The sequence below is a fragment of the Ornithinibacillus sp. FSL M8-0202 genome, from assembly GCF_037975285.1.
Taxonomy (GTDB): Bacteria; Bacillota; Bacilli; order Bacillales; family Amphibacillaceae; genus Ornithinibacillus; species Ornithinibacillus massiliensis.
In genome coordinates this window covers 1,082,417-1,103,498 of the sequence record NZ_CP150248.1, presented here as the reverse complement: position 1 = coordinate 1,103,498, position 21,082 = coordinate 1,082,417, and the positions used below count along the sequence as shown (strand labels likewise).

General features: G+C 39.4%; 19 protein-coding genes. 12 read left to right on the top strand and 7 right to left on the bottom strand.

The window, feature by feature from the left end:
• Positions 1-214 precede the first annotated feature (214 nt).
• From dnaN to kynU, 4 genes are all read right to left on the bottom strand, one after another.
• Positions 215-1,339 carry a DNA polymerase III subunit beta gene (gene dnaN / locus MKY78_RS05670; protein WP_339216860.1) on the bottom strand — a complete coding sequence of 375 codons (1,125 nt, stop codon included), beginning with the start codon at positions 1,337-1,339 and terminating at the stop codon, positions 215-217.
• Positions 1,340-1,421: 82 nt separating this feature from the next.
• Entirely contained in the window at positions 1,422-2,270 is an 849-nt protein-coding gene (gene kynA, locus MKY78_RS05665) for a tryptophan 2,3-dioxygenase (RefSeq protein WP_339216858.1), read from the bottom strand.
• Positions 2,263-2,907, bottom strand: a complete 645-nt coding sequence (gene kynB, locus MKY78_RS05660; protein ID WP_339216857.1) for an arylformamidase — start codon at positions 2,905-2,907, stop codon at positions 2,263-2,265. The genes kynA and kynB overlap by 8 nt, the downstream gene beginning before the upstream one ends.
• The gene (gene kynU / locus MKY78_RS05655; RefSeq protein ID WP_339217846.1) at positions 2,907-4,178 is read right to left on the bottom strand and encodes a kynureninase; all 1,272 of its coding nucleotides are present in this window, start codon (positions 4,176-4,178) and stop codon (positions 2,907-2,909) included. The genes kynB and kynU overlap by 1 nt, the downstream gene beginning before the upstream one ends.
• 153 nt (positions 4,179-4,331) lie before the next feature.
• Here kynU and MKY78_RS05650 point away from each other — a divergent pair, with 153 nt between their 5' ends.
• The 11 genes from MKY78_RS05650 to MKY78_RS05600 all read left to right on the top strand — a co-directional run bounded on the left by MKY78_RS05650 (position 4,332) and on the right by MKY78_RS05600 (position 15,895).
• Entirely contained in the window at positions 4,332-5,510 is a 1,179-nt protein-coding gene (locus MKY78_RS05650; protein WP_339216856.1) for an LL-diaminopimelate aminotransferase, read from the top strand.
• Complete coding sequence (locus tag MKY78_RS05645; RefSeq protein WP_339216854.1) at positions 5,507-7,171, top strand: thiamine pyrophosphate-binding protein; 1,665 nt, start codon at positions 5,507-5,509, stop codon at positions 7,169-7,171. The genes MKY78_RS05650 and MKY78_RS05645 overlap by 4 nt, the downstream gene beginning before the upstream one ends.
• A gap of 25 nt (positions 7,172-7,196) precedes the next feature.
• Positions 7,197-8,693, top strand: coding sequence for an aldehyde dehydrogenase family protein (locus tag MKY78_RS05640; RefSeq protein WP_339217844.1), 1,497 nt, complete (start codon positions 7,197-7,199; stop codon positions 8,691-8,693).
• A gap of 182 nt (positions 8,694-8,875) precedes the next feature.
• Positions 8,876-10,048, top strand: a complete 1,173-nt coding sequence (locus tag MKY78_RS05635; RefSeq protein WP_339216852.1) for a saccharopine dehydrogenase C-terminal domain-containing protein — start codon at positions 8,876-8,878, stop codon at positions 10,046-10,048.
• 66 nt (positions 10,049-10,114) lie between these two features.
• Positions 10,115-10,882, top strand: coding sequence for an IclR family transcriptional regulator (locus MKY78_RS05630; RefSeq protein WP_339216851.1), 768 nt, complete (start codon positions 10,115-10,117; stop codon positions 10,880-10,882).
• Complete coding sequence (locus tag MKY78_RS05625) at positions 10,879-11,208, top strand: DUF3870 domain-containing protein (RefSeq protein ID WP_339216850.1); 330 nt, start codon at positions 10,879-10,881, stop codon at positions 11,206-11,208. Before MKY78_RS05630 ends, MKY78_RS05625 begins: the two co-directional genes overlap by 4 nt.
• Before the next feature lie 149 nt (positions 11,209-11,357).
• The gene (locus tag MKY78_RS05620; protein ID WP_339216849.1) at positions 11,358-12,200 is read left to right on the top strand and encodes a hypothetical protein; all 843 of its coding nucleotides are present in this window, start codon (positions 11,358-11,360) and stop codon (positions 12,198-12,200) included.
• Between the two features lie 18 nt (positions 12,201-12,218).
• Positions 12,219-13,025, top strand: coding sequence for an aminoglycoside adenylyltransferase domain-containing protein (locus MKY78_RS05615; protein WP_339216848.1), 807 nt, complete (start codon positions 12,219-12,221; stop codon positions 13,023-13,025).
• Positions 13,026-13,048: 23 nt separating this feature from the next.
• The gene (locus tag MKY78_RS05610) at positions 13,049-14,143 is read left to right on the top strand and encodes a hypothetical protein (RefSeq protein ID WP_339216847.1); all 1,095 of its coding nucleotides are present in this window, start codon (positions 13,049-13,051) and stop codon (positions 14,141-14,143) included.
• 229 nt (positions 14,144-14,372) lie between these two features.
• Positions 14,373-14,771, top strand: coding sequence for an IS200/IS605 family transposase (tnpA, locus tag MKY78_RS05605; RefSeq protein WP_339216846.1), 399 nt, complete (start codon positions 14,373-14,375; stop codon positions 14,769-14,771).
• An 11-nt stretch (positions 14,772-14,782) separates the two neighbouring features.
• Positions 14,783-15,895 (top strand): RNA-guided endonuclease TnpB family protein, encoded by a 1,113-nt coding sequence (locus tag MKY78_RS05600; protein WP_339217842.1) that lies wholly within the window; start codon positions 14,783-14,785, stop codon positions 15,893-15,895.
• Positions 15,896-16,025: 130 nt separating this feature from the next.
• Here the strand turns inward: MKY78_RS05600 and MKY78_RS05595 are convergent, their stop codons facing one another.
• The 3 genes from MKY78_RS05595 to MKY78_RS05585 all read right to left on the bottom strand — a co-directional run bounded on the left by MKY78_RS05595 (position 16,026) and on the right by MKY78_RS05585 (position 20,312).
• Positions 16,026-17,471, bottom strand: a complete 1,446-nt coding sequence (locus MKY78_RS05595) for an NAD-dependent succinate-semialdehyde dehydrogenase (protein ID WP_339216844.1) — start codon at positions 17,469-17,471, stop codon at positions 16,026-16,028.
• Positions 17,472-17,942: 471 nt separating this feature from the next.
• Positions 17,943-19,145 (bottom strand): acyl-CoA dehydrogenase family protein, encoded by a 1,203-nt coding sequence (locus MKY78_RS05590; RefSeq protein ID WP_339216843.1) that lies wholly within the window; start codon positions 19,143-19,145, stop codon positions 17,943-17,945.
• A 6-nt stretch (positions 19,146-19,151) separates the two neighbouring features.
• Positions 19,152-20,312, bottom strand: coding sequence for a CaiB/BaiF CoA-transferase family protein (locus tag MKY78_RS05585; protein ID WP_339216842.1), 1,161 nt, complete (start codon positions 20,310-20,312; stop codon positions 19,152-19,154).
• 415 nt (positions 20,313-20,727) lie between these two features.
• Between MKY78_RS05585 and MKY78_RS05580 the strand changes: the two genes are divergently transcribed.
• Complete coding sequence (locus tag MKY78_RS05580) at positions 20,728-21,057, top strand: hypothetical protein (RefSeq protein WP_339216840.1); 330 nt, start codon at positions 20,728-20,730, stop codon at positions 21,055-21,057.
• Positions 21,058-21,082 lie beyond the last annotated feature (25 nt).

The window sequence follows — 21,082 nt, the reverse complement described above, 5'->3', positions numbered from 1 at the left end:
ACTTTTTCAACAGCATAAGAAAAATAGATCATTGAAGTATGCAATTTTACGACACAATGTTGTCCTCCTGAGCGGATGCTATAAGGCAATGAAATAATAGCTGAAGCATTAGAGGGTGACAAATTTAAGAAGAGATTGCCAACCCTCATAACAAGTATTGCATTTGCTTAAGCTGAATAACTTCTATAGAAAACAGGACCTCCCCAGTATATCTTTAATGTGTCCTAACAGGAGATATGAGATGAAGCTGAGAGGTATTTCCTACTGGTTCCAATATGACAGGGCGCATAGAGCCATTAAAACGAATACTTACCTCATCCTCTTTCATTTCTTTTAAAGCATCGATTACATAACTGCCATCGAGTGTAACATTTACTTGTTGCTCGCCACTTAATAGCCTAATCTTTTGTGTTTCTTCTATTTTTCCTACTTCTGTAGATTTAGAAGAGATTTTTAATAAGCTATGATTTATAGTTAGATGGACCGTATTGTTTTTCCTTTCACTGGCAAACAAGCAGGCTCTATCAATTCCTTGTAGTAATTGCTTGGTGTCCACAGTTATACTTGTTTTTGGTGACTGTGTAAGTAAATCTGTCATATCAGGATAATGACCCTGTATTAGTCTGGAATATAAAGTTAAGTTATCTGATTTAAACAAGATATAATCTTCAGATGCAATGATATCTAATATAGTATTGGAATGATATAACTTGGTTACCTCTTGTAAAGCGGCACTTGGTACGGTGAAGGATCCAGTTACATTCGATTCTATTCCGAGCTTACATAGTGCAAATCGGTGAGAATTAGTTGCCATACAGGTTAGTTCATTCTGTTTAAAAGATAGATTTACGCCAGTTAAGACTGGTTTTGTTTCGCTCCTAGAAACAGCAAAAACAGTTTTCTTAATTGCAGCTATTAATTTATCACTATAAATACTGATCCGGTTCGTTTGATTAATCGTTGGTAAAAGAGGATACTCTTCCGCACGTATTCCATTTAATCTAGTCATAATATCTTCAGACTGGATAGTGATGAAATGATTATCGAATAAGGTCACGCTTATATCGCTTGGTAATTTTTTGATTAATTCACGCAAATATTTTGCTGGAATTACTATACTACCAATGGAGTGAATCTCTAGCACCTTTACTCCATCAACGATTTGTGGAATCGTTCGTTGAATAATAATATCAGAATTGCTACCAGTAAGGATGATACAATCTGCTTTCGCTTCCATTTTTATACCAGTTAAAATTGGAATTGTAGCCTTTGAAGAAACCACATGACTAACTTCTGTAATTGCCTTGCTAAAATAAGTGTTATTAATGGTGAATTCCATTCGCGTAAATCCTCTCTATAGGTGCTCGATGGAGTACATTAGACATACGACTTAATGATAAAAGTGAAGCCCATGCATCGCTTTATAGCTTTGTTCGCACTTCCCATAATTCCGGAAAGAAATAATGATCTAACACCTTTTTTAAATAACCAACACCGGATGTTCCGCCGGTTCCTGTTTTATGCCCAATAATTCTTTCGACTGTTTTCATATGTCGGAATCGCCATTGTTGGAACCAGTCTTCAATGTCGACGAGTTTTTCTGCTAATTGATACAGGTTCCAATACGTATCTTTGTTACGATATACCTCTAGCCATGCATCAGCAACAGTTTGATCCTGTTGATATTTGCTGGAAAAATCACGTTCTAATATGCTTTGGTTAATGTGGAAGCCTTCTTTAGCCAATGCTTGTATGGATACGTCATATAGGCCAGGAGCCTCAAAGGCTGATTTTAGTCGATTATGTAAAACAGGATTCTTCTCATAGATTTTTACAATATGAGGTGTTTTATAGCCTAAAACAAATTCAACTAGACGGTACTGATAGGACTGAAAACCCGATGCATTGCCTAGAAATCCACGAAACTCCATATACTCAGCTGGTGTTAAGGTTGAGAGGACATCCCAGGCATGGATAATTTGAGTTTGGATTTTTGATACGCGGGCAAGCATCTTAAAAGCAGCTTGATATTCTCCGTTTCGTATAGCATTTGTTGCTGCCTCTATTTCATGGATCATCAACTTTAGCCAGAGCTCACTTACTTGGTGAATGACGATAAATAGCATCTCATCATGATGATTAGAAAGTCGTTTCTGACTGTCTAGTAATGTTTCGAGCTGTAAGTAGTCACCATAAGTCATTTTTTCTTTAAAATCTGTATATGCTCCAGAGTCATCTGAATAAAGGTCCCAAATGTAGTCTTCACGCATTCGTCATTTCCCCCTTGATAGGACGTATTACCGCTCTTACTGGACTACCATCGGCCCCAGCGATACGTAGTGGTAGGGCAATCAATTCATATAAGCCTGGGGACACATCATCAAGCATAAGATTTTCTAGTATATGGATGCCATGTTTATGGAGAGCATGGTGTGTATCTAAGCTCTTACTAGTTATTGGATCCACAGAAGGCATATCAATTCCGAGTAATAGGACACCCTTACTTGCTAAGTAGGCTGCGATACTTGGATCTAATAACGGGATTTCTTCAGGGAAGTGCTTTGGATTATTCGGTAAAGAAGTGTGTAGTAATAAACGTTCTACTCCTTCTAAATTATAGTCCCGTAATACTTCTGGGGTAATGGTATGAAAGGAACTTACATCGATTACTTTTGCTTTTCCTATATACGTCTCAATCGGAATTTGTTCAATAGTGATTCCATCATTGTCGAAATGAAATGGAGAATCAACATGAGTCCCCATGTGAACACTTGTCGTAATTTTTCCGACATTAGCAGATCCGGTTTGTTCCTTCGTTGCGGCAACCTCATATGTAAAAGGGCGATCCCCTGGCCAGTGAGCCATATCGTTTGTAAGTGTTTGTGTGATATCAATCCATTTTGTCATCACGCGATAACTCCTCTAGTATTCTCGTATTTTTTATATTTTTGGTCTCGCATAATTTGTTTGAGCACTTCAACCGTCTGCCAAACTTCCTCAAATGTATTATATAAGGCGACTGGCGCGAGACGGATGCCATTAGGGCTTCGGAAATCGGGAATAATTCCAGCATCCTTTAGTGCTTTACAGATACTAGCAGCATTCGGATGGGTTACATATACATGTCCCCCACGAGATAGATGCTCCTTAGGAGAAGCGATTTTAAACCCAAATTCGCTTAACTCCATCTCCATTAATGCCATGAGATAATCTGTTAATGCTAGGGACTTTTGACGAATAGCTTGGATACCAGCCTCCTGGAAAATTTCAAGTGATCCAATTAATGGTGCCAAGCTTAACACATGTGGAGTACCAATCTGGTAGGCACCGGCAGTCGGGGCAGGTGTCAACTGATGCTCTAAATCAAATTGTTTATCCTTTTTCGAGCTGAACCAGCCAGATAATCCAGGTTCATTTCCTAAATGCTTCTCGTTTACATAGATACCAGCTACACTTCCAGGTCCACCGTTTAAATGTTTATACGTACACCAAAAAGCAAAATCAACGTTCCATTCTGATAAATAGTGCGGGATGGAGCCAATGGAGTGGCAAAGGTCAAAACCGATTGGAATACCTCGCTCACACGCAGCTTCTGTTAAGGTCCGCATATCTAAAATTTGTCCACTACGATATAGAACTCCCGGTAGGATAATCAGTGCAATATCATCGGTCATCGAAGCGATGATATCCTCTGTAGTCAGAGTATGACCATCTCTACTTTTTACTTGTACTAAATGCTCATCAGGAGAAAATCCTTTTAGTTTAAGCTGGCTTTTGATGGCATAGATATCAGAGGGGAAATTTAATTCATCTGCAAGGATTTTCGTTTTCTTTCCCTCAGGTTTATAAAAACTAGCTAGGAGCTGATGCAGATTGGTAGTAGTTGACCCGGTTGCAATTAACTCATCCGGTTTAGCACCAACCAGCGGAGCAAATGCTTCTCCTACTTTCTCCGATAAATAGAACCAAGGATGCTCACCGATTGTCCAGCCATCAATAGCATCATTTTTCCAAGCATCAAGAATGGAAAGAACTGCCTGTTCCGAGCGTTTGGAGAGATGACCTAAGGAATTTCCGTCTAAATAAATTTTATCTTTCGTAACATAGAATTCTTTTCGAAACTTTTGCAGTGGATCTTGATGATCTAAAGTAATAGCATATTGTCTACTAGTATCCAAAATAATCACCTCTGTTTTTAAGCGCTTACTTTTATTGTAACAAAAATATTTCGTTTTTTGATAATAATTGAAAATTTTAATTAATACGATTATACTGATACCAGATATATGAAATGGCATTTCGCATGTTGAAACGGAAGGATGGGTAGAACCATGTATGTGTCCAAGAAGGTAAAGGATTTGCCACCATATCTATTTTCCAGATTTCAAAAAAGGAAAGAAGCGTTGAAGGCACAGGGCGTGGATGTTATTGACTTAGGAATTGGTGCACCAGACTTACCAACACCGAAGTTTATTATTGATAAACTCTGTGAGGAAGTGCAAAATCCGTCTAATCACCGATACTCACCCTATGATGGAAGTAAAGAATTTCGTGAGGCTGTTGCTTACTTTTATCAGAACCACTATGGGGTAGAGTTGGACCCAGACACCGAAATATTAGCATTAATTGGCTCCAAAGAAGGCATTGCGAATCTTATGCAGGCTACCATTAATCCTGGAGATAGGGTGCTTATTCCAGACCCAGGGTATCCAGTTTACCAGACAGCAGTCCATTTAGCTAGTGGTCGTAGTACATATCTGCCGTTAGATGTAGACAATGGTTATGTACCAATGTTTGACCGATTGTTAGCGGAGGATATACAAGAAGCAAAGCTGATGTTTTTAAACTACCCAGGTAATCCAACAGCGGCAACAGTAGAATTAGATACTTTTATGGAAGCGGTTGCATTTGGTGAGAAGAATCAAATAGCTGTCATTCATGATGCTGCCTACGATTTAGTAACCTTTGATGGATATAAGTCACCAAGCATTCTTCAAGTCCCCCAGGCGAAAGAGGTAGCAATTGAATTCGGTTCTTTGTCGAAGAGCTTTAATATGACTGGCTGGCGAATTGGTTATGTTGTGGGGAATAAGGAATTAATCAAAGCGCTTCACACCTATAAAAGCAATATCGATACTAGTCAATTCCTATCCATCCAAAAGGCGGCAGCACACGCATTAAAGAGTGACTTAGCGGATGTAAGAAAGCATAATGAAATCTTTAAAGAAAGAATGGAACGAATGTACAAAGGATTAACTGAATCAGGTTTTCAGCTAGATAAGCCTAGGGGGTCTATATTTGTTTGGCCAAAGATTCCACCAGGCTATTCATCAGAAGAGTTTGCTCACAAGCTATTGGAGGAGGCTGGAATTATCGTTACACCAGGAACTGCTTTTGGACCTTCTGGTGAAGGGTATATTCGGATTTCAATATCGGTAGAATTGGAACGCATTGATGAAGTGATTAAGAGAATAAAGGAATTTACGAGTAAGGGCGTGAAACCGTCATGAACATGGAATTAAAAACAAAGATGACTGCAGCACAAGCAATCGTAGAGTGTGTAAAAAGAGAAGGTATATCGAAAGTATTTTGTGTCCCTGGTGAAAGCTACCTGCCACTACTTGATGCACTTTATAGTGAGTCCTCAATAGAGCTTATTTCGGCAAGACATGAGGGTGGAGCATCCTTTATGGCGGAAGGGTATGCAAAGGCTGCCCATAAGCCGGGAATTGTCTTGGCTACAAGAGGAGTAGGTGCTGCTAATCTATCCATTGGTGTTCATACAGCATATCAGGATTCTACCCCGATGGTAGTTTTTCTTGGCCAGGTGCATCGTAAGTTTCGAGGTCGAGAAGGATTCCAGGAGGTAGACCTCGACCACTTCTTTAAACCAATTAGTAAATGGGCTGTTGAGATTAGCGATCCCGAAAGAATACCAGAACTTGTCGATCGAGCATTTCGAATTGCACAGTCAGGTCGACCTGGTCCCGTAGTTGTTTCCTTACCAGAGGACGTACTTCCTCAAGAAGTCGAGATGTCTTTTGGACCGAAAATAACAATACCAAAGCCCTCCCCTTCCAAAGAAGAAATGGTTTCAATCGAAAAAATTCTTAATAAAGCGGAAAAACCGCTCATTATTGCTGGGGGAGGGGTAAAGCTATCACAAGCAGAGACAGAGTTAGTAGATTTGGCGGAGGCGTGGCATATTCCAGTTGTAGCCTCGTTTAGACGACATGATGTGTTTCCAAATACGCATCCTTTATATGCGGGGCATCTTGGACTAGGAACCCCGAAGAAGGTAATACAAACGATTCAGGAAGCAGATGTGATTTTAGCATGTGGAACCAGACTTTCCGAGGTAACAACTCAAGACTATACCTTGTTAACCGCCAATCAGAAGCTCATCCATATTGACATCGAGCATGAGGTAATTGGAAAGGTATATCCACCTGACTTAGCCATAATAGCTGACATGAAAAAGGCAATCGAATCATTACGTATGGTAAATCTTAACCGCAGCTGGTCAGATTGGGCTAAGGAAAGTAATCAACGTTTTCGAGAGGTTAGCAGTTTAGTAGTTTCAGAGTCAGATGTTATTAATAAGCATATTATTCATGCAATGGTAGAAATGCTGGAATCAGATACCATCATAACAAATGATGCAGGCAACTTTGCAGGATGGTTACACGGCTTTTATCCTTTTTCGGAAAAGGATACGTATATAGGGCCGACTTCTGGGGCTATGGGATATGGTTTACCTGCTGCAATAGGGGCAAAGCTTGCATCACCGAGTAAGACAGTTGTATCACTTTCTGGTGATGGCGGGTTCATGATGACGTGTCAAGAACTGGAGACAGCGGTCCGAGAAAATATACCAGTAATTGCACTTGTGTTTAATAACAATAGTTATGGAACTATCCGAATGCATCAAGAGATGCACTATCCGACACGCGTTATTGGAACTGATTTAGGAAAAGTCTCGTTCTCCGCGCTAGCCAAAGCTGTGGGTGCACAAGGCTATACTGTATCGACCATCGAAGAATTTAAGAATGCGTTGATGCAAGCATTGAATAGTAATATGCCGTCGGTTATCGAAATAATAACCGACGTAGAGCAAATTTCAGTCACATCCACCATTTCGTCCATAAGGGAAAAATCCCTTAAGTCATAAATCAATGAAAATATTAGAGGAGGTTATGAAAATGGTAGAAGTAAAAACGAAGAAACTAGCAAACTATATTAATGGAGAATGGGTTGAGGTAGAGAAGACAACGCCAGTAATTAACCCGGCAACAGGGGAAGCAATACTTGATGTGCCATTATCAGACCAAGCAAGTGTTGATGCAGCCGTTCAAGCTGCTAAAAAGGCACAAAAAGAGTGGGCAATGATTCCAGCACCACAACGTGCGGAGGTATTATATCGAGTAGGTTATCTTCTAAAAGAAAGAAAAGAAGAAATCTCTCAGCTACTAACAATGGAAAATGGAAAGGTAATTGAGGAAGCACGAGGGGAAGTACAGGAAGGTATTGATATGGCATTTTATATGGCAGGTGAAGGGAGACGTCTATTTGGCCAAACCACTCCTGCAGAGCTGAAGGATAAGTTTGCTATGAGTGTGCGCGCTCCCATTGGAGTTGTCGGCATTATTACTCCTTGGAATTTTCCAATTGCGATAGCGACATGGAAGTCCTTTCCTGCGATCGTAGCTGGTAATGCTGTTGTATGGAAGCCTGCAACGGAAACCCCAATCATGGCATATGAACTAGCGAAGATTTTTGAAGAGGCAGGTCTACCTAAAGGTGTGATTAATGTCGTATTTGGAAGTGGTTCAGAGGTTGGAAATGCAATGGTGCATCATAAAGATATCCGAGTTATTTCCTTTACAGGCTCTAATGATGTGGGAAGAAATATTGCGGCAGAATGTGGACGTCAATTGAAAAAGGTTTCCTTAGAAATGGGTGGCAAGAACGCTGTAATCGTTATGGATGATGCAGATCTTGATTTAGCCGTTGAAGGGATTCTATGGAGTGCCTTTGGAACAAGCGGCCAACGTTGTACCGCATGTAGCCGTGTCATTGTTCATGAGGATGTGAAAGAGGCTTTAGAAGAGCGTTTATTAGTTGCGATGGAAACATTAACGATTGGTAATGGATTAGATGAATCCATCAAAGTTGGTCCAATTATTAATAAGGGTGGAATTGAAAAGATTAAGAAGTATATCGAGATTGGTAAAGAAGAAGGGGCTAAGCTTCTAGCAGGTGGTTATGAACTAACAGAAGGAGATCATGCATCTGGTAATTACTTTGCACCAACCTTATTTACCGATGCGACTGCTTCCATGCGCATTGCACAAGAAGAAATCTTTGGTCCTGTCGTTTCGTTAATTCCGGTTAAGAGCTTTGAAGAAGCGATAGAAGTGAATAATGGTGTGACATTTGGTCTGTCCAGCTCCATCTTTACTAGAGACGTAAACCGCGTATTCAAAGCACAACGCGATTTAGACACTGGCATAGTCTATGTCAATGCAGGAACAACCGGAGCAGAAATTCACCTACCATTTGGAGGAACGAAGGGAACAGGAAACGGCCATCGTGACTCCGGCGTCCAAGCGCTAGACGTCTTTACAGAGTGGAAATCCGTATACGTGGACTATAGCGGTAAATTACAAAGGGCACAAATTGATGTGGAGTAACCGATACGTTTAGCTAGGAGAAAGGTCCTCTTTTTATGAAGGAACTGATGCGAAGCGTTTTCTCTAAGCGAGTGGAGTTAAAGAACAGTATTGGTGGACTCACTGATGGACTATACGAGTTCACCAGCCACTCGCGAAATGATATAAAATACAACTTTTAAAAGAACATAAGGAGTGATCACATGAAAGTAGGAGTATTAGGATCAGGATTAATGGGAAAAGAAGCAGCACGAGATCTAGCAGCAAGTGAGCAAGTCACAGCTATTGGACTTGCAGATATTGACTTAGCACGTGCACAACATGTAGTAAATCAACTTAATTCACCAAAACTAACTGCCTTCCAAGTAGATGCATCCAATGAAACAGAACTAGCACAATTTATGCGTCAATACGACGTTATCATCAATGCCTTATTTTATTCCTTTAACGAGATTGTAGCCAAAACAGCAATCCAAGTTGGTGTGAACTCTGTAGACCTTGGAGGGCATATAGGACACATAACGGATAAAGTGTTAGAGATGCATGATGATGCGGAGGTTGCAGGTGTAACGCTGATTCCTGATTTAGGTGTTGCTCCAGGAATGATTAATATCCTTTCCGGATATGGGGCAAGTAAATTAGATGAGGTAAAATCGATTCGATTATTTGTCGGTGGAATTCCAGTAAAGCCGGAACCACCACTAGAATATTTTCATGTGTTTTCCATGGAAGGGTTATTGGATCATTATACCGATCCATCTCTAATTATCCGTAACGGTTTGAAACAAGAAATCCCTTCCTTATCTGAAGTGGAACGACTTCATTTTGAAAAATTTGGTCCATTAGAAGCTTTCCATACTTCTGGTGGAACATCCACATTACCAATATCTTATCCTAATGTGGATACTTTAGAATATAAGACGATACGTTATCCAGGCCATGCGGAGAAGTTTAAGTTACTAGTTGATTTAAACCTTACTCGTAATGATTATGAGGTTGAATTACATGGTCAAAAAGTCAAGCCAAGAGAAGTATTACTAAAAGTGTTAGATCCTATTGTAGAGCTTGGGGATAGGGATGATGCGGTATTACTTCGTGTTGTCGTGTCTGGTATAAAGGACGGAGAAGAGACTACGTACGAATATGAAATGGCAACATTTAAAGATAGAGAGCATAACGTAACTGCAATGGCAAGAGCAACTGCCAATACGATTTCCGTTGTCGCGCAAATGATTGGAAGCGGAATAATCACCAGAAAAGGCGTCTACCCTCCAGAGAGAAGTGTACCAGGAGACATTTATATTAAGGAAATGGCAAAGCGTGATGTTCATATTAAAGAAACCGTAATAAAAGAAGACTCCAAGGTGAAAAGCTAATGAATATTAACCCTCTGTTTAGGCAGAGGGGAATTTTTCTAATTGTAGCTTGCAAGGAGAATTGAGATGAATCAAAGTGTCATAAAAGCACTAAAGCTATTAAATTTATTTGATGAGAAAAACTATGAATTGTCCTTAAAAGATATTGCTAACCGAGCCAATCTCCCTAAGCCTACTGCTTACCGGTTATTGTCAGCATTAGAAGCAATGAATTATGTTTATAAAATAAAAGAGAATGAACACGATAGCCGTTATCGATTAGGGTTAAAGTTGCTAGAGCTCGGACAATTAGTTTCTGACCAATTGGAGGTCAGAAGAATTGCTTATCCTTATATGGAGAAGCTTGCTTATGATATTCAAGAGGCAGTTCATCTTGTCGTGCTAAATCATCAAGAGGCAACGTATATAGAAAAGGTAGAAAGTAATAAAGCGATTCGGCTCTATACACGGATTGGTAAGAGCTCACCACTTTATATTGGATCTGGCCCGAAGCTATTATTAGCACATATTCCAGAACAGAAGCAAGAAGAAATCTTAAATCTTGCCGGTACTACCATTAATCGAGAAAAAATGGAAAAAGAACTAAGACGTATTCGAACGGAAGGATATTCCTATAGTATTGGGGAGCAGGATGAGAATACGACTGGAATATCTTATCCGATTTATGACTATCGGAATAATGTAATTGCTGCACTTACAGTGAGTGGTCTATCCACTTATTTTGAAGGAGATAATTTACAACAAATAAAAACCAAAACAGAAGAAACAGCCGCACGAATATCTAGAAAACTAGGATTTCGAGGCTTTGTCCAAGGAGTTGTTGATTCAACATGAATACCGTTTTTATTGCAGGGCATGCTAGATTACCATCCGGTATGGCTGCACAAAATATGTTTGAAACCTTAACCATCACCGCGGAAATTGACCGGAAATATGGTGTAATTGTTGCAGCAAGTTGTACCCTGGCAACTGAGCATGGTCGTGACTTTGTGCAATATTTATTGCGGGGCTACAGTCTGCAAGATGGTATCGATGAACCAATTCAAACAGTAAAACGACATTATATGGGGAAAGCGGGAAATGCCATTGTTTCGGCTTTGAAAGATTTGCATAAGCAGTATGAGTTATATTTAGAAAAGAAAAAAAGTGCCTCGTTATAAAGCTGTTATTCTATTGAACGCATATTTGTCTATGCGTTTTTCTTTGTTTAAAAATTTCCATTAGTCTATTAAATGTGTAGGGCGTTTGTTAGAATGGAGGTAATCTTAATATAACTATGTTGAAAGACAATGGGAGGAGGGATTTAACGATGAGAATCGTGGATACGTTTGACACATTTCCTGCTAATCCTTCAATAGAGAATCTACGAGCATACTACGATACGTATCATAAAATTTTTAACGCATACTTTCCAATTCATTGCAAAAACACGGATGAGCGATTACATCAAGCTATACTGAAGTATCGCACGGACTGGGATTCTATTACTTTAGTCCATGAACGTATTGCTAGTCTTATTGAAACTACGGTAGAAAAATATAAGAAAGTATATCAGCTTGAATTTCCAATTAGTGTAAATCTAATCATAGGTGCATATGGTTCTAATGCATACACCCATCGACAGATTATACCTGATATAACGTTTGCTATGGAGAGACTCACGTATGAGAAAGAGCCTCTTCAAGTCATTATTGCACACGAGTTTGGACATGCTGCTCATAATATTTTCTCGAATAACCATGAAATAGATTGGAAATCTGTCAATTGGAATCATCCGTATACTTGGTTATTACAAGAAGGAGCAGCAACACATTTTTCTAAGCAGATTGTTCCGGGCCTCGATGAGTCAATATATTTTTCCTATAAATATGGTGAAGATGATTGGCTTGAATTTGCTAAAGGGAATAAACAAGAGATAATTCAAACATTTATAAGAGACATGCATAGTGGAACAGCTAGTAATGAGATTTTTAAGGAATGGTTTTCGATTAATGGTGGTAATCATTTTGGTTTTAATCGACTCGGTTATTATATCGCAGATTGTATGTTTCAAGACTATATTCTGGAAAAAGGTGAATTACATACATTGTTACTTTGGAAAGAGAAACTTTTTATTGAGATAGTGGAGGCCTGGTTGTCTAATTATAAATAAAGATCGGGGGAAGCGGGTATGTCTTATTCATGGAAAACATGTCCAGCTAAGGTCAAGGACTTTGTCGATAACTTGCAATTAAGAATCAATGAGCGGATTGGAGAAAATGTTGTAGGTAGCTATCTTCATGGGTCTTTAGCAATGGGGGGATTTAATCCGAGTCAGAGTGATATTGATCTACTTTTTGTTACGAAGGACTCTCTAGCTATAGAAGAAAAGCGAGATTTAGCACGAATATTATTAGATCTATCTAATTTTCCTTATCCAGTGGAACTAAGTATTCTACATGCTGAGTCATTAAGAAGCTGGAACCATCCTTGTCCATTTGAATTTCACTATAGTGAATTCTGGCGAGGTCGCTATAAGGATGATTTGCATAAGCATACGTTTCATTATTTGAATGAAGAAAAGAAAGTAGATCCAGACTTAGCTGCACATATTACCATACTCCATCACCGTGGAATTTGTTTAAGAGGGGAGCCAATTGATAATGTATTCCCACCTGTACCAAAGTCTGACTATATTGCCTCGATCATGGGAGACTTTGAAGATTGTTTAGCGAATATAGAAGACGATCCGATTTATTGTACTTTGAACTTGCTAAGAGTGTACTGGTACTTGAAAGAGGGAATCATCTCATCAAAGCTAGAAGCAGGTCAATGGGCCCTATCCCATTTGCCAAAGAATTTACAGGATACCATACATAAAGTAGTAGCGTGTTATACGGGTGAAAAGAAGTTAGATAGGCTCACTTATGAAGAACTTTTTCTTCTATGTGATTTTATCAAAGGTGAAGTAGAAAATATGAGAGAAGGTAAGGGGTAAATTATATGCACTCCACACAGACGATGAGGTTGCAAGTAGCCATAGGGGTACTACATCAATGTGTCGAAAAGGAATTAAATAAAGCGGAATTAGTTATTACAGATTGGAAGATTAGTCCATTTTCTATTAAAAAGAAAAATTTTACGACGGCTGGACTATATCAAGTTCGGGGAAATGCTAAAAGTGGAGAGGTTGATTATCCATGGTCATTGTTTTTAAAAATTATTCAGCCAGAATCAGAGGAAAAGAATGATCAAGCGCACTTTAATTATTGGAAGAGAGAAGCATTGGTATATCAATCAGGGGTCTTAAACCATATTCCACCTCTTATCCAAGTTCCTCAATGTTATGTAGTAGAAGAAAAATCAGATTCAGAGATTTGGCTTTGGATGGAAGAAGTGAAAGAGAGTAATCTTGCTTCCTGGTCTATGGAGCAATTTTCCCTCATTGCCCATAAGATCGGATTATTCCATGGAGGGTACGCCACTGGGGAAATCCCCTTACCAAAAGAGGACTGGATTTGCCAGGAATGGTTAGCGTCGTGGGTTGCTGGCTGTGACCGATATGCACCAGACGCAAGTAGTTATTACCCAATAGTAAAAGGACGCTATAAATCGGTTGATAAAAAATGGAATTCTTACCTATCGTTAAGACAACATCAGAATCATTATTTTCACATATTAAAGACGCTGCCTAGAGTAGTTTCTCATCATGATTTAAGTAAACAAAATATGTATTTGAATAGAGAATTAACCGTAATTGATTGGCAGTATTTTAGTGTTTCTGGGCTAGGTGAGGATCTAGGAAAAATGTTTGGAGTTGCTATAAGCAATGATGATATACCAATCCATGAGGCTTGGTATTATCAAGAGCGGTTATTTGATGAATATTTAGAAGGACTAAGGCTGACGGGATGGAAGGGGAATCCTTTATTACCGAAACTTGGATTCTATCTCTCTGTCGCCTTCCGAAGTGCTTGGGAAATGCCTAAATTAATGAAACTACTTGCGAATAGCACTACAAATGATTTGGATGAGGTTATAGAAAAATATATGACGATAGTAGAAGTACAGATGAGATTAGCGGAAGAAGCGGATAGAATAATAGCGGAATTATAGAGGTGTCAACAATGGGATACATACAAAAAACTGGCTATAGTAGTTGACTATAGCCGATTTTTTAACGCACTTCCGAAAGAAGTCTCCCTCTTCAAGCGTGTGAAGGGCGTAGCCCAACGGTAAGGGGGAGATGAATTTCGGTTGGGCGACAGCCCAAAGGTTTTTTTATTTTATCTTTTTTCTCCATATGGTATAATCAGTCTTATTAAGTGTAAGGATTGATATAACAATGAAATTAGACGGAAACAATCATTCAGTATTCTTGATGTATTACCATCTTGTGTTAGTCGTGAAGTATCGAAGAAAAGTAATAGATGATACGATTTCGGATTATGCCAAAGATAAATTTGTGTCATTGAGTGAAAAATATAATATCACATTAGTTGAATGGAACCACGATATGGACCATGTTCATATTCTGTTCAAAGCACACCCTAACAGTGAATTGTCGAAATTCATCAATGCCTATAAAAGTGCCAGTTCAAGACTTATCAAGAAGGATTTTCCCCATGTTCGTAAAAAGTTATGGAAAGAAATGTTTTGGTCAAGAAGTTTTTGTTTGTTGACCACAGGTGGTTCACCTATAGAAGTGGTGAAAAAATATATTGAAAATCAAGGGATAAAGTGAGGTGATTTGATATAACTAAACAAAATAAAGCGTACAAGTTCAGAATATATCCAACAGATGAACAGGCTTTGATGATGCGCAAAACATTTGGTTGTGTTCGGTTTATCTATAATAAAATGTTAGCCGAACGTAAAGAAACGTATGAAAGCCTAAAAGATGATAAGGAAGCCTTGAAAAAGATAAAACATCCTACTCCTGCTAAATATAAAAAGGAATTTGAATGGCTAAAGGAAGTAGATTCTTTAGCGTTGGCAAACGCTCAACTAAACTTAGATAAGGCATATAAAGCCTTCTTCAAAGGTAATGCCAAGTTCCCAAAGTTCAAAAGTAAACGACACAAACAAAGCTACACAACGAATGTCGTAAACGGTAATATTCAATTGCTTGATGGTCATATTAAATTACCTAAACTGAAAAAGGTCAAAATCAAGCAACATCGAGAAATTCCTTCTGACCAAAAAATCAAATCTTGCACCCTATCTATGACCGCATCAGGAAAATACTATATTTCCATTTTGACAGAGTACGAAAAGAAAATGGAACGTAAAGAAATTGAAAAAATAGTTGGGTTAGATTTTGCGATGAATGGTTTATTTGTCGATAGTGAGGGTAAGAAAGCCAATTACCCTAAGTTTTATCGACAAATGCTTGAGAAATTAGCAAAAGAACAGCGTAAATTGTCTCGTAAGAAGAAAGGTTCTTCCAATTGGCATAAACAACGTATTCGAGTAGCTAAAATTCAAGAGAAAGTCGCCAATCAGCGCAAGAATTTCCTTCATCATCAATCAAAAGAATTAGTAACGAATTATGATGCGGTTGTGATTGAAGATTTGGATATGAAAGGCATGTCACAAGCGCTTAAATTTGGGAAAAGCGTAGCTGATAATGGTTGGGGAATGTTCACTTCTTTCTTGCAGTACAAACTAAATGAACAAGGGAAACAACTTATCAAAATAGATAAATGGTTTCCCTCTACAAAAACTTGCTCTAACTGTGGTTCTGTAAAAGAAATCAAATTATCAGAGCGCACTTATCGATGTGATTGTGGACTAAACCTTGATAGAGATTATAATTCAGCACTCAATATCAAAAAAGAAGGCATTCGCTTATTAGCAAGTGCCTAATGAAAATATAAACTCTTGGAACAAGAGGGTTAGCTTGGTCAATTTCGTCAGCTATCAAAAGTGGCGATTACCCAAGAAGCCCCCACTTCAAGCAACCCGTAAGGGGGGTAAGTGGTGGGAGTAGTTCACGTTAATCAATCGCAATCGAGATTAATTTTTCTTCTAAAAATTCACTCATACCATGATGGCCGCCTTCTTTACCGTTACCAGATTGCTTGATTCCACCAAATGGTGCTTCAGGAACAGAAGGGAAGACATCGTTCACACCGACCATGCCATATTCAAGTTTTTCAGCAACGCGCAATGTTCGACTAGTATTCTCAGTGAAAATATAAGCAGCTAAACCATAGTCTGTATTATTCGCCTTTTGGATAACTTCTGCTTCATCCGTAAAGGTTTGAATAGGGAAGAGAGGACCAAAGGTTTCTTCACGCATGACCTTCATGTCGTCGGTTGCGTTTTTAACAATGGTTGGTGGGCAGAAATAACCTTTTAGCTCTCCATCCCATTTATTGCCTCCTGCAACAATTTCAGCACCTTTCTCTAGCGCATCATGTAGATGACTTTCGACCTTTTCTCGTGCTTGTTCACTAATTAATGGACCTAGGTCCACACCCTCATCTAAACCATTTCCAACCTTCATTTTTTCAAGCTTTTCTTTTAATAAAGCAGTAAATTCGTCCGCAATAGACTCATGAACATATAAACGATTCGCACAAATACAAGTTTGCCCATTATTACGGAATTTACTTGCTAAGGATAGTGTAGTAGCTTTATCCAAATCCGCATCCTCAAACGCAATAATTGGTGCGTGTCCTCCAAGCTCTAGCGACACTTTTTTCACTTGATCTGCAGCTTCACGCATTAAGTATTTTCCGACCGCAGTAGAACCAGTAAACGTTATGAGTTTAACCTCTTTATTAGTAAGCATTTCTTTTCCAATTGCTTGAGCATCACCAGTAACTAGATTGACGACTCCAGCTGGCATTCCTGCTTCTTCAAAAATCTTTACAATTTCAATAGCAGACAGTGGTGTTTCAGGTGAGGGCTTTAACACAACTGTACATCCTGCAGCTAGTGCTGGACCTAATTTCCGAGTAATCATGGAAGATGGGAAGTTCCACGGTGTAATCGCTCCAACAACACCAATTGGCTTAGGTACTACTAGCATACGCTTCGTTTTAACCGATGAAGGAATCCATTCCCCGTAACCACGTGACGCCTCTTCAGCATACCAAAGTAAAAATCCTGCAGCACCTTTTACTTCTCCAATCGCTTCAGCTAATGGTTTACCTTGCTCTTTTGTTAAAATTTCACCAAGGCGCTTAGCATCTTTTCGCATCAACTCAGCAGCTTTGTACAATACACGAGAACGCTGTCTACCCGTCATTTCACTCCAAACTGGAAATGCATTCGAAGCAGCCTCAATTGCCTCTTTTGTTTCTTCCATACCGCCATAAGCTACCTCTGTAATCGGTTCTAATGTTGCTGGATTGTAAACGGTATGTGTCTTGGATGAATCAACTTCACGCCACTCACCATTAATGTAAATACTTTTGGTTAATGTAGAAATCATGTTATTCCTCCCCCATTATTAAAAATTCGCGACACCAATAGGGCAAATATAGCCCAGTTCAAATCTATTATAACATGGCAGGGTGTAAGAACACCCAATTCGGGCACCTGTTGGTTGATCAAGGTCACAAGTATACTGGTAATGGACACATGTAAATTGCTCAAGGTCGCAAGCGTATTGAAAATGGTCACATGTAAACTGATTAAGGTCGCAAGTGAACGGGAACAGGTCACAAGTAAACCGATTAAGGTCACAAGCAAACGGGAACAGGTCACATGTAAACCATTTAAGGTCACATGCGCGCTAAATAAGGTCACAAGCACGCCCCACAAGGTCACATAAACCGCAAAATAAGGCGCATCTCCCACCAACACGGGCCCATATGCTCATTGCCTTAAGAAGCATTTAACTAACCATAAGCAGAGCGCACCTACAATTATGCAGTAATTAGTAGGTGCGCACTTGGACGCTTTATACTAGTTCTTTATCTGGGTTCCAGGCAGGGAGCATTTTATTTAATGGTTTATCTTTTCGATATCCAAGTACATATTCTGCTTGCATAATAGTATGAATTTCGCGAGTTCCTTCATAAATAACTGGAGCTTTAGAGTTTCGTAGGTAGCGTTCAACTGGATATTCATCAGAATATCCATATGCACCGTGAATCTGCATGGCATCATCGGCAGCTCGATTGGCGAAATCACAAGCTTGCCATTTTGCTAGAGATGTTTCTCTTGTATTACGTTTCCCTTCATTTTTAAGCTCTCCAGCACGATATACAAGTAATCGGCTCATTTGAAGTCCGGCTTCCATTTTGGCAATCATTTGTTGTACTAATTGATGACGGCCAATCGGCTTGCCAAATGTTTCCCGCTCATGGCAATATTTCACACTTGCTTCAAGACACGCCATTATTTGTCCAACAGCACCAGCGGCAACCGTGAAGCGCCCATTATCTAATGCAGACATGGCAATTTTGAATCCTTCACCTTCTTCACCAAGTAAATTTTCAGCAGGAACCTTTACATTATCGAAGAAAAGTTCTCCCGTATTACCAGAGCGGATACCATGTTTTCCTTTGATTGCTTTTGAAGAAAAGCCCTCCCATGTTCTTTCCACGATAAAGGCAGAAATTCCGTGGTGTTTCTTCGATTTATCGGTATAGGCAAATACTAGGAAATGGTCAGCAACGTCACATAAGGAAATCCAAGTTTTTTGCCCATTTAAAATATAGTAATCGCCATCTTTAATGGCAGTGGACTGCAGGGAAGCAACATCAGAGCCTGCACCTGGCTCAGTTAAACCGAAAGCACCGATTTTTTCTCCCTTAGCTTGTGGTGTAAGATACTTTTGCTTTTGTTCTTCTGTACCCCATTGTAATAGCGTCATAGAGTTTAATCCGGTATGAACAGATACTGCCGTACGGAATGCAGTGTCTCCACGTTCTAATTCCTCACATACAATAGCAAGGGCATTATAGTCCATTCCACTTCCACCATATTCTTCCGGTATACAAACCCCCATTAGACCAAGCTCAGCTAAACGATTGTATATATTTTGGTCAAACTGTCCCTCTCGATCCCAATCCGCAATATAGGGCATAATCTCCTTATCTACGAAGCTTCTAACCGTTTCACGCAACATATTTTGCTCTTCAGTAAAATTAAAATTCATCCTTGATCACTCCTGATTCAGATTAGTTTTGATAGATTGTAAAATTTCCTCGTTATGCTCACCAGCATTTGGAGGATGATATCTCAATGTAACGGGTGTCCTTGAAAGCTTTAATGGACTGCCAATCATTTTAATGATGCCAGCAGTTGGATGCTCGGTTTCTAAGAACATATCACGAGCAGATAGCTGTGGATCCTCGGTAACTTCCTTCAAGTTTTGAATAGGTCCACATGGAATATTGTTTTCATGACATAGATCCAACCAATAGCTAGTCGGTTTTGTAACTAGAATTTCCTGGATTAATGGGATTAATATGTCTCGATTTGCAACCCGTGCAGGATTGGTACGAAAACGGTCATCTTCACTATATTGTTTTTTTCCTAAAATAGTACAAAATGTTTTAAACTGATTATCATTTCCAATCGCTATGACCATTTCACCATCCATTGTATTGAAGGTTTGGTAAGGGACGATGTTGGCGTGATGATTACCGAGTCTAGAAGGAATTTTTCCAGACATTAAGTAGTTACTGCCGATATTAATTAAGGCACTTACTGCCGAATCATAAAGAGAGAGGTCTAGCTTTTGACCTTTTCCAGATTGATTTCGTTCAATAATCGCTGCCTGGATCCCGATCGCTGCATACAGGCCTGTTAAAATATCGGTTATGGCCACTCCCACCTTTTGTGGGCCAGATGCTTCATCTCCTGTTATACTCATTAATCCACTCATGCCCTGAATAATAAAGTCATAGCCTGGTAAGTCTTTATAGGGACCAGTTTCACCGAATCCAGTAATAGAACAGTAGATTAACCTTGGATTAATGTGGGCTAGGGTATCATAATCAATCCCGAATCGCTCCATCGTACCAGTCTTGAAATTATGAATGACAACATCAGACTCTTTAACTAACTCTTTAATAGTTTGAATGCCTTCATCAGTTTTGAGGTTTACCGTGATGCTTTTCTTGTTCCGATTGGCACAAAGGTAATAGGCACTCACATCCTTTTGAAAAGGAGGTCCCCATTTCCGTGTTTCATCACTTCCACCAGGTGCCTCTACTTTAACAACCTCAGCACCTAAATCACCTAGTATCATCGTACAATATGGCCCAGCAAGAACTCGTGTTAAATCAAGAACTCGTATATGCTCTAAAGCTCCTGACACAGCTACACTCCTTTCTTCGTACTCATTTTGTTTTTCCATAGGTGAAATTAACTTGCGAAAAATATAATAAAAAAAGCCAATTCAAAATGAACACAGCTGGTGCTGTAACTCAAGTTGAACTGGCTTATCGCTTGTTGGAACAGGTCAGGTCGTGAACTGTGAACAAGCTAGGCAGTAAGGTAAAGTGTATTAATCTGTTAAAAAAGGTCATGCGGGATAACGGTGTAAGCGCTTTAACATAACTCTTTTCTTTAGTTTAATTTATTCTGAAATATTTGTAAACAGGTAATCGTTAATTTTGTACGTTAATTTGAAGGCTGTAGCTTTTAGGGGGAGAAGGAATGATAGGGCAGCAGATCCAATATGTGAAGTGATAGTCCCGTTTGACAGGGAGATGCGCCCAACTTAAGTTAAGATGGGCCCGTTTGATGTGGAGATGCGCCCAATTCAAGTTAAGATAGACCCAATTAACCGGAAGATGAGCCCAATTCAAGTTAAGATAGACCCAACTAACTGGAAGATGAGCCCAACTCAAGTTAAGATGGTCCCAATCAACCGAGAGATGCGCCCAACTCAAGTAAAGATAGACCCAATCCCCGAGAAGATGCGCCCAACTCAAGCCAAGATAGCCCCAATCCCCGAGAAAATGCGCCCAACTCAAGCTAAGATAGCCCCAATCCCCGAAAAAATGCGCCCAACCCAAGCCAAAATAGACCCATCCAACCGGAAAATGCGCCCAACTTAAGTTAATATAGTCCCAATACCCGAAA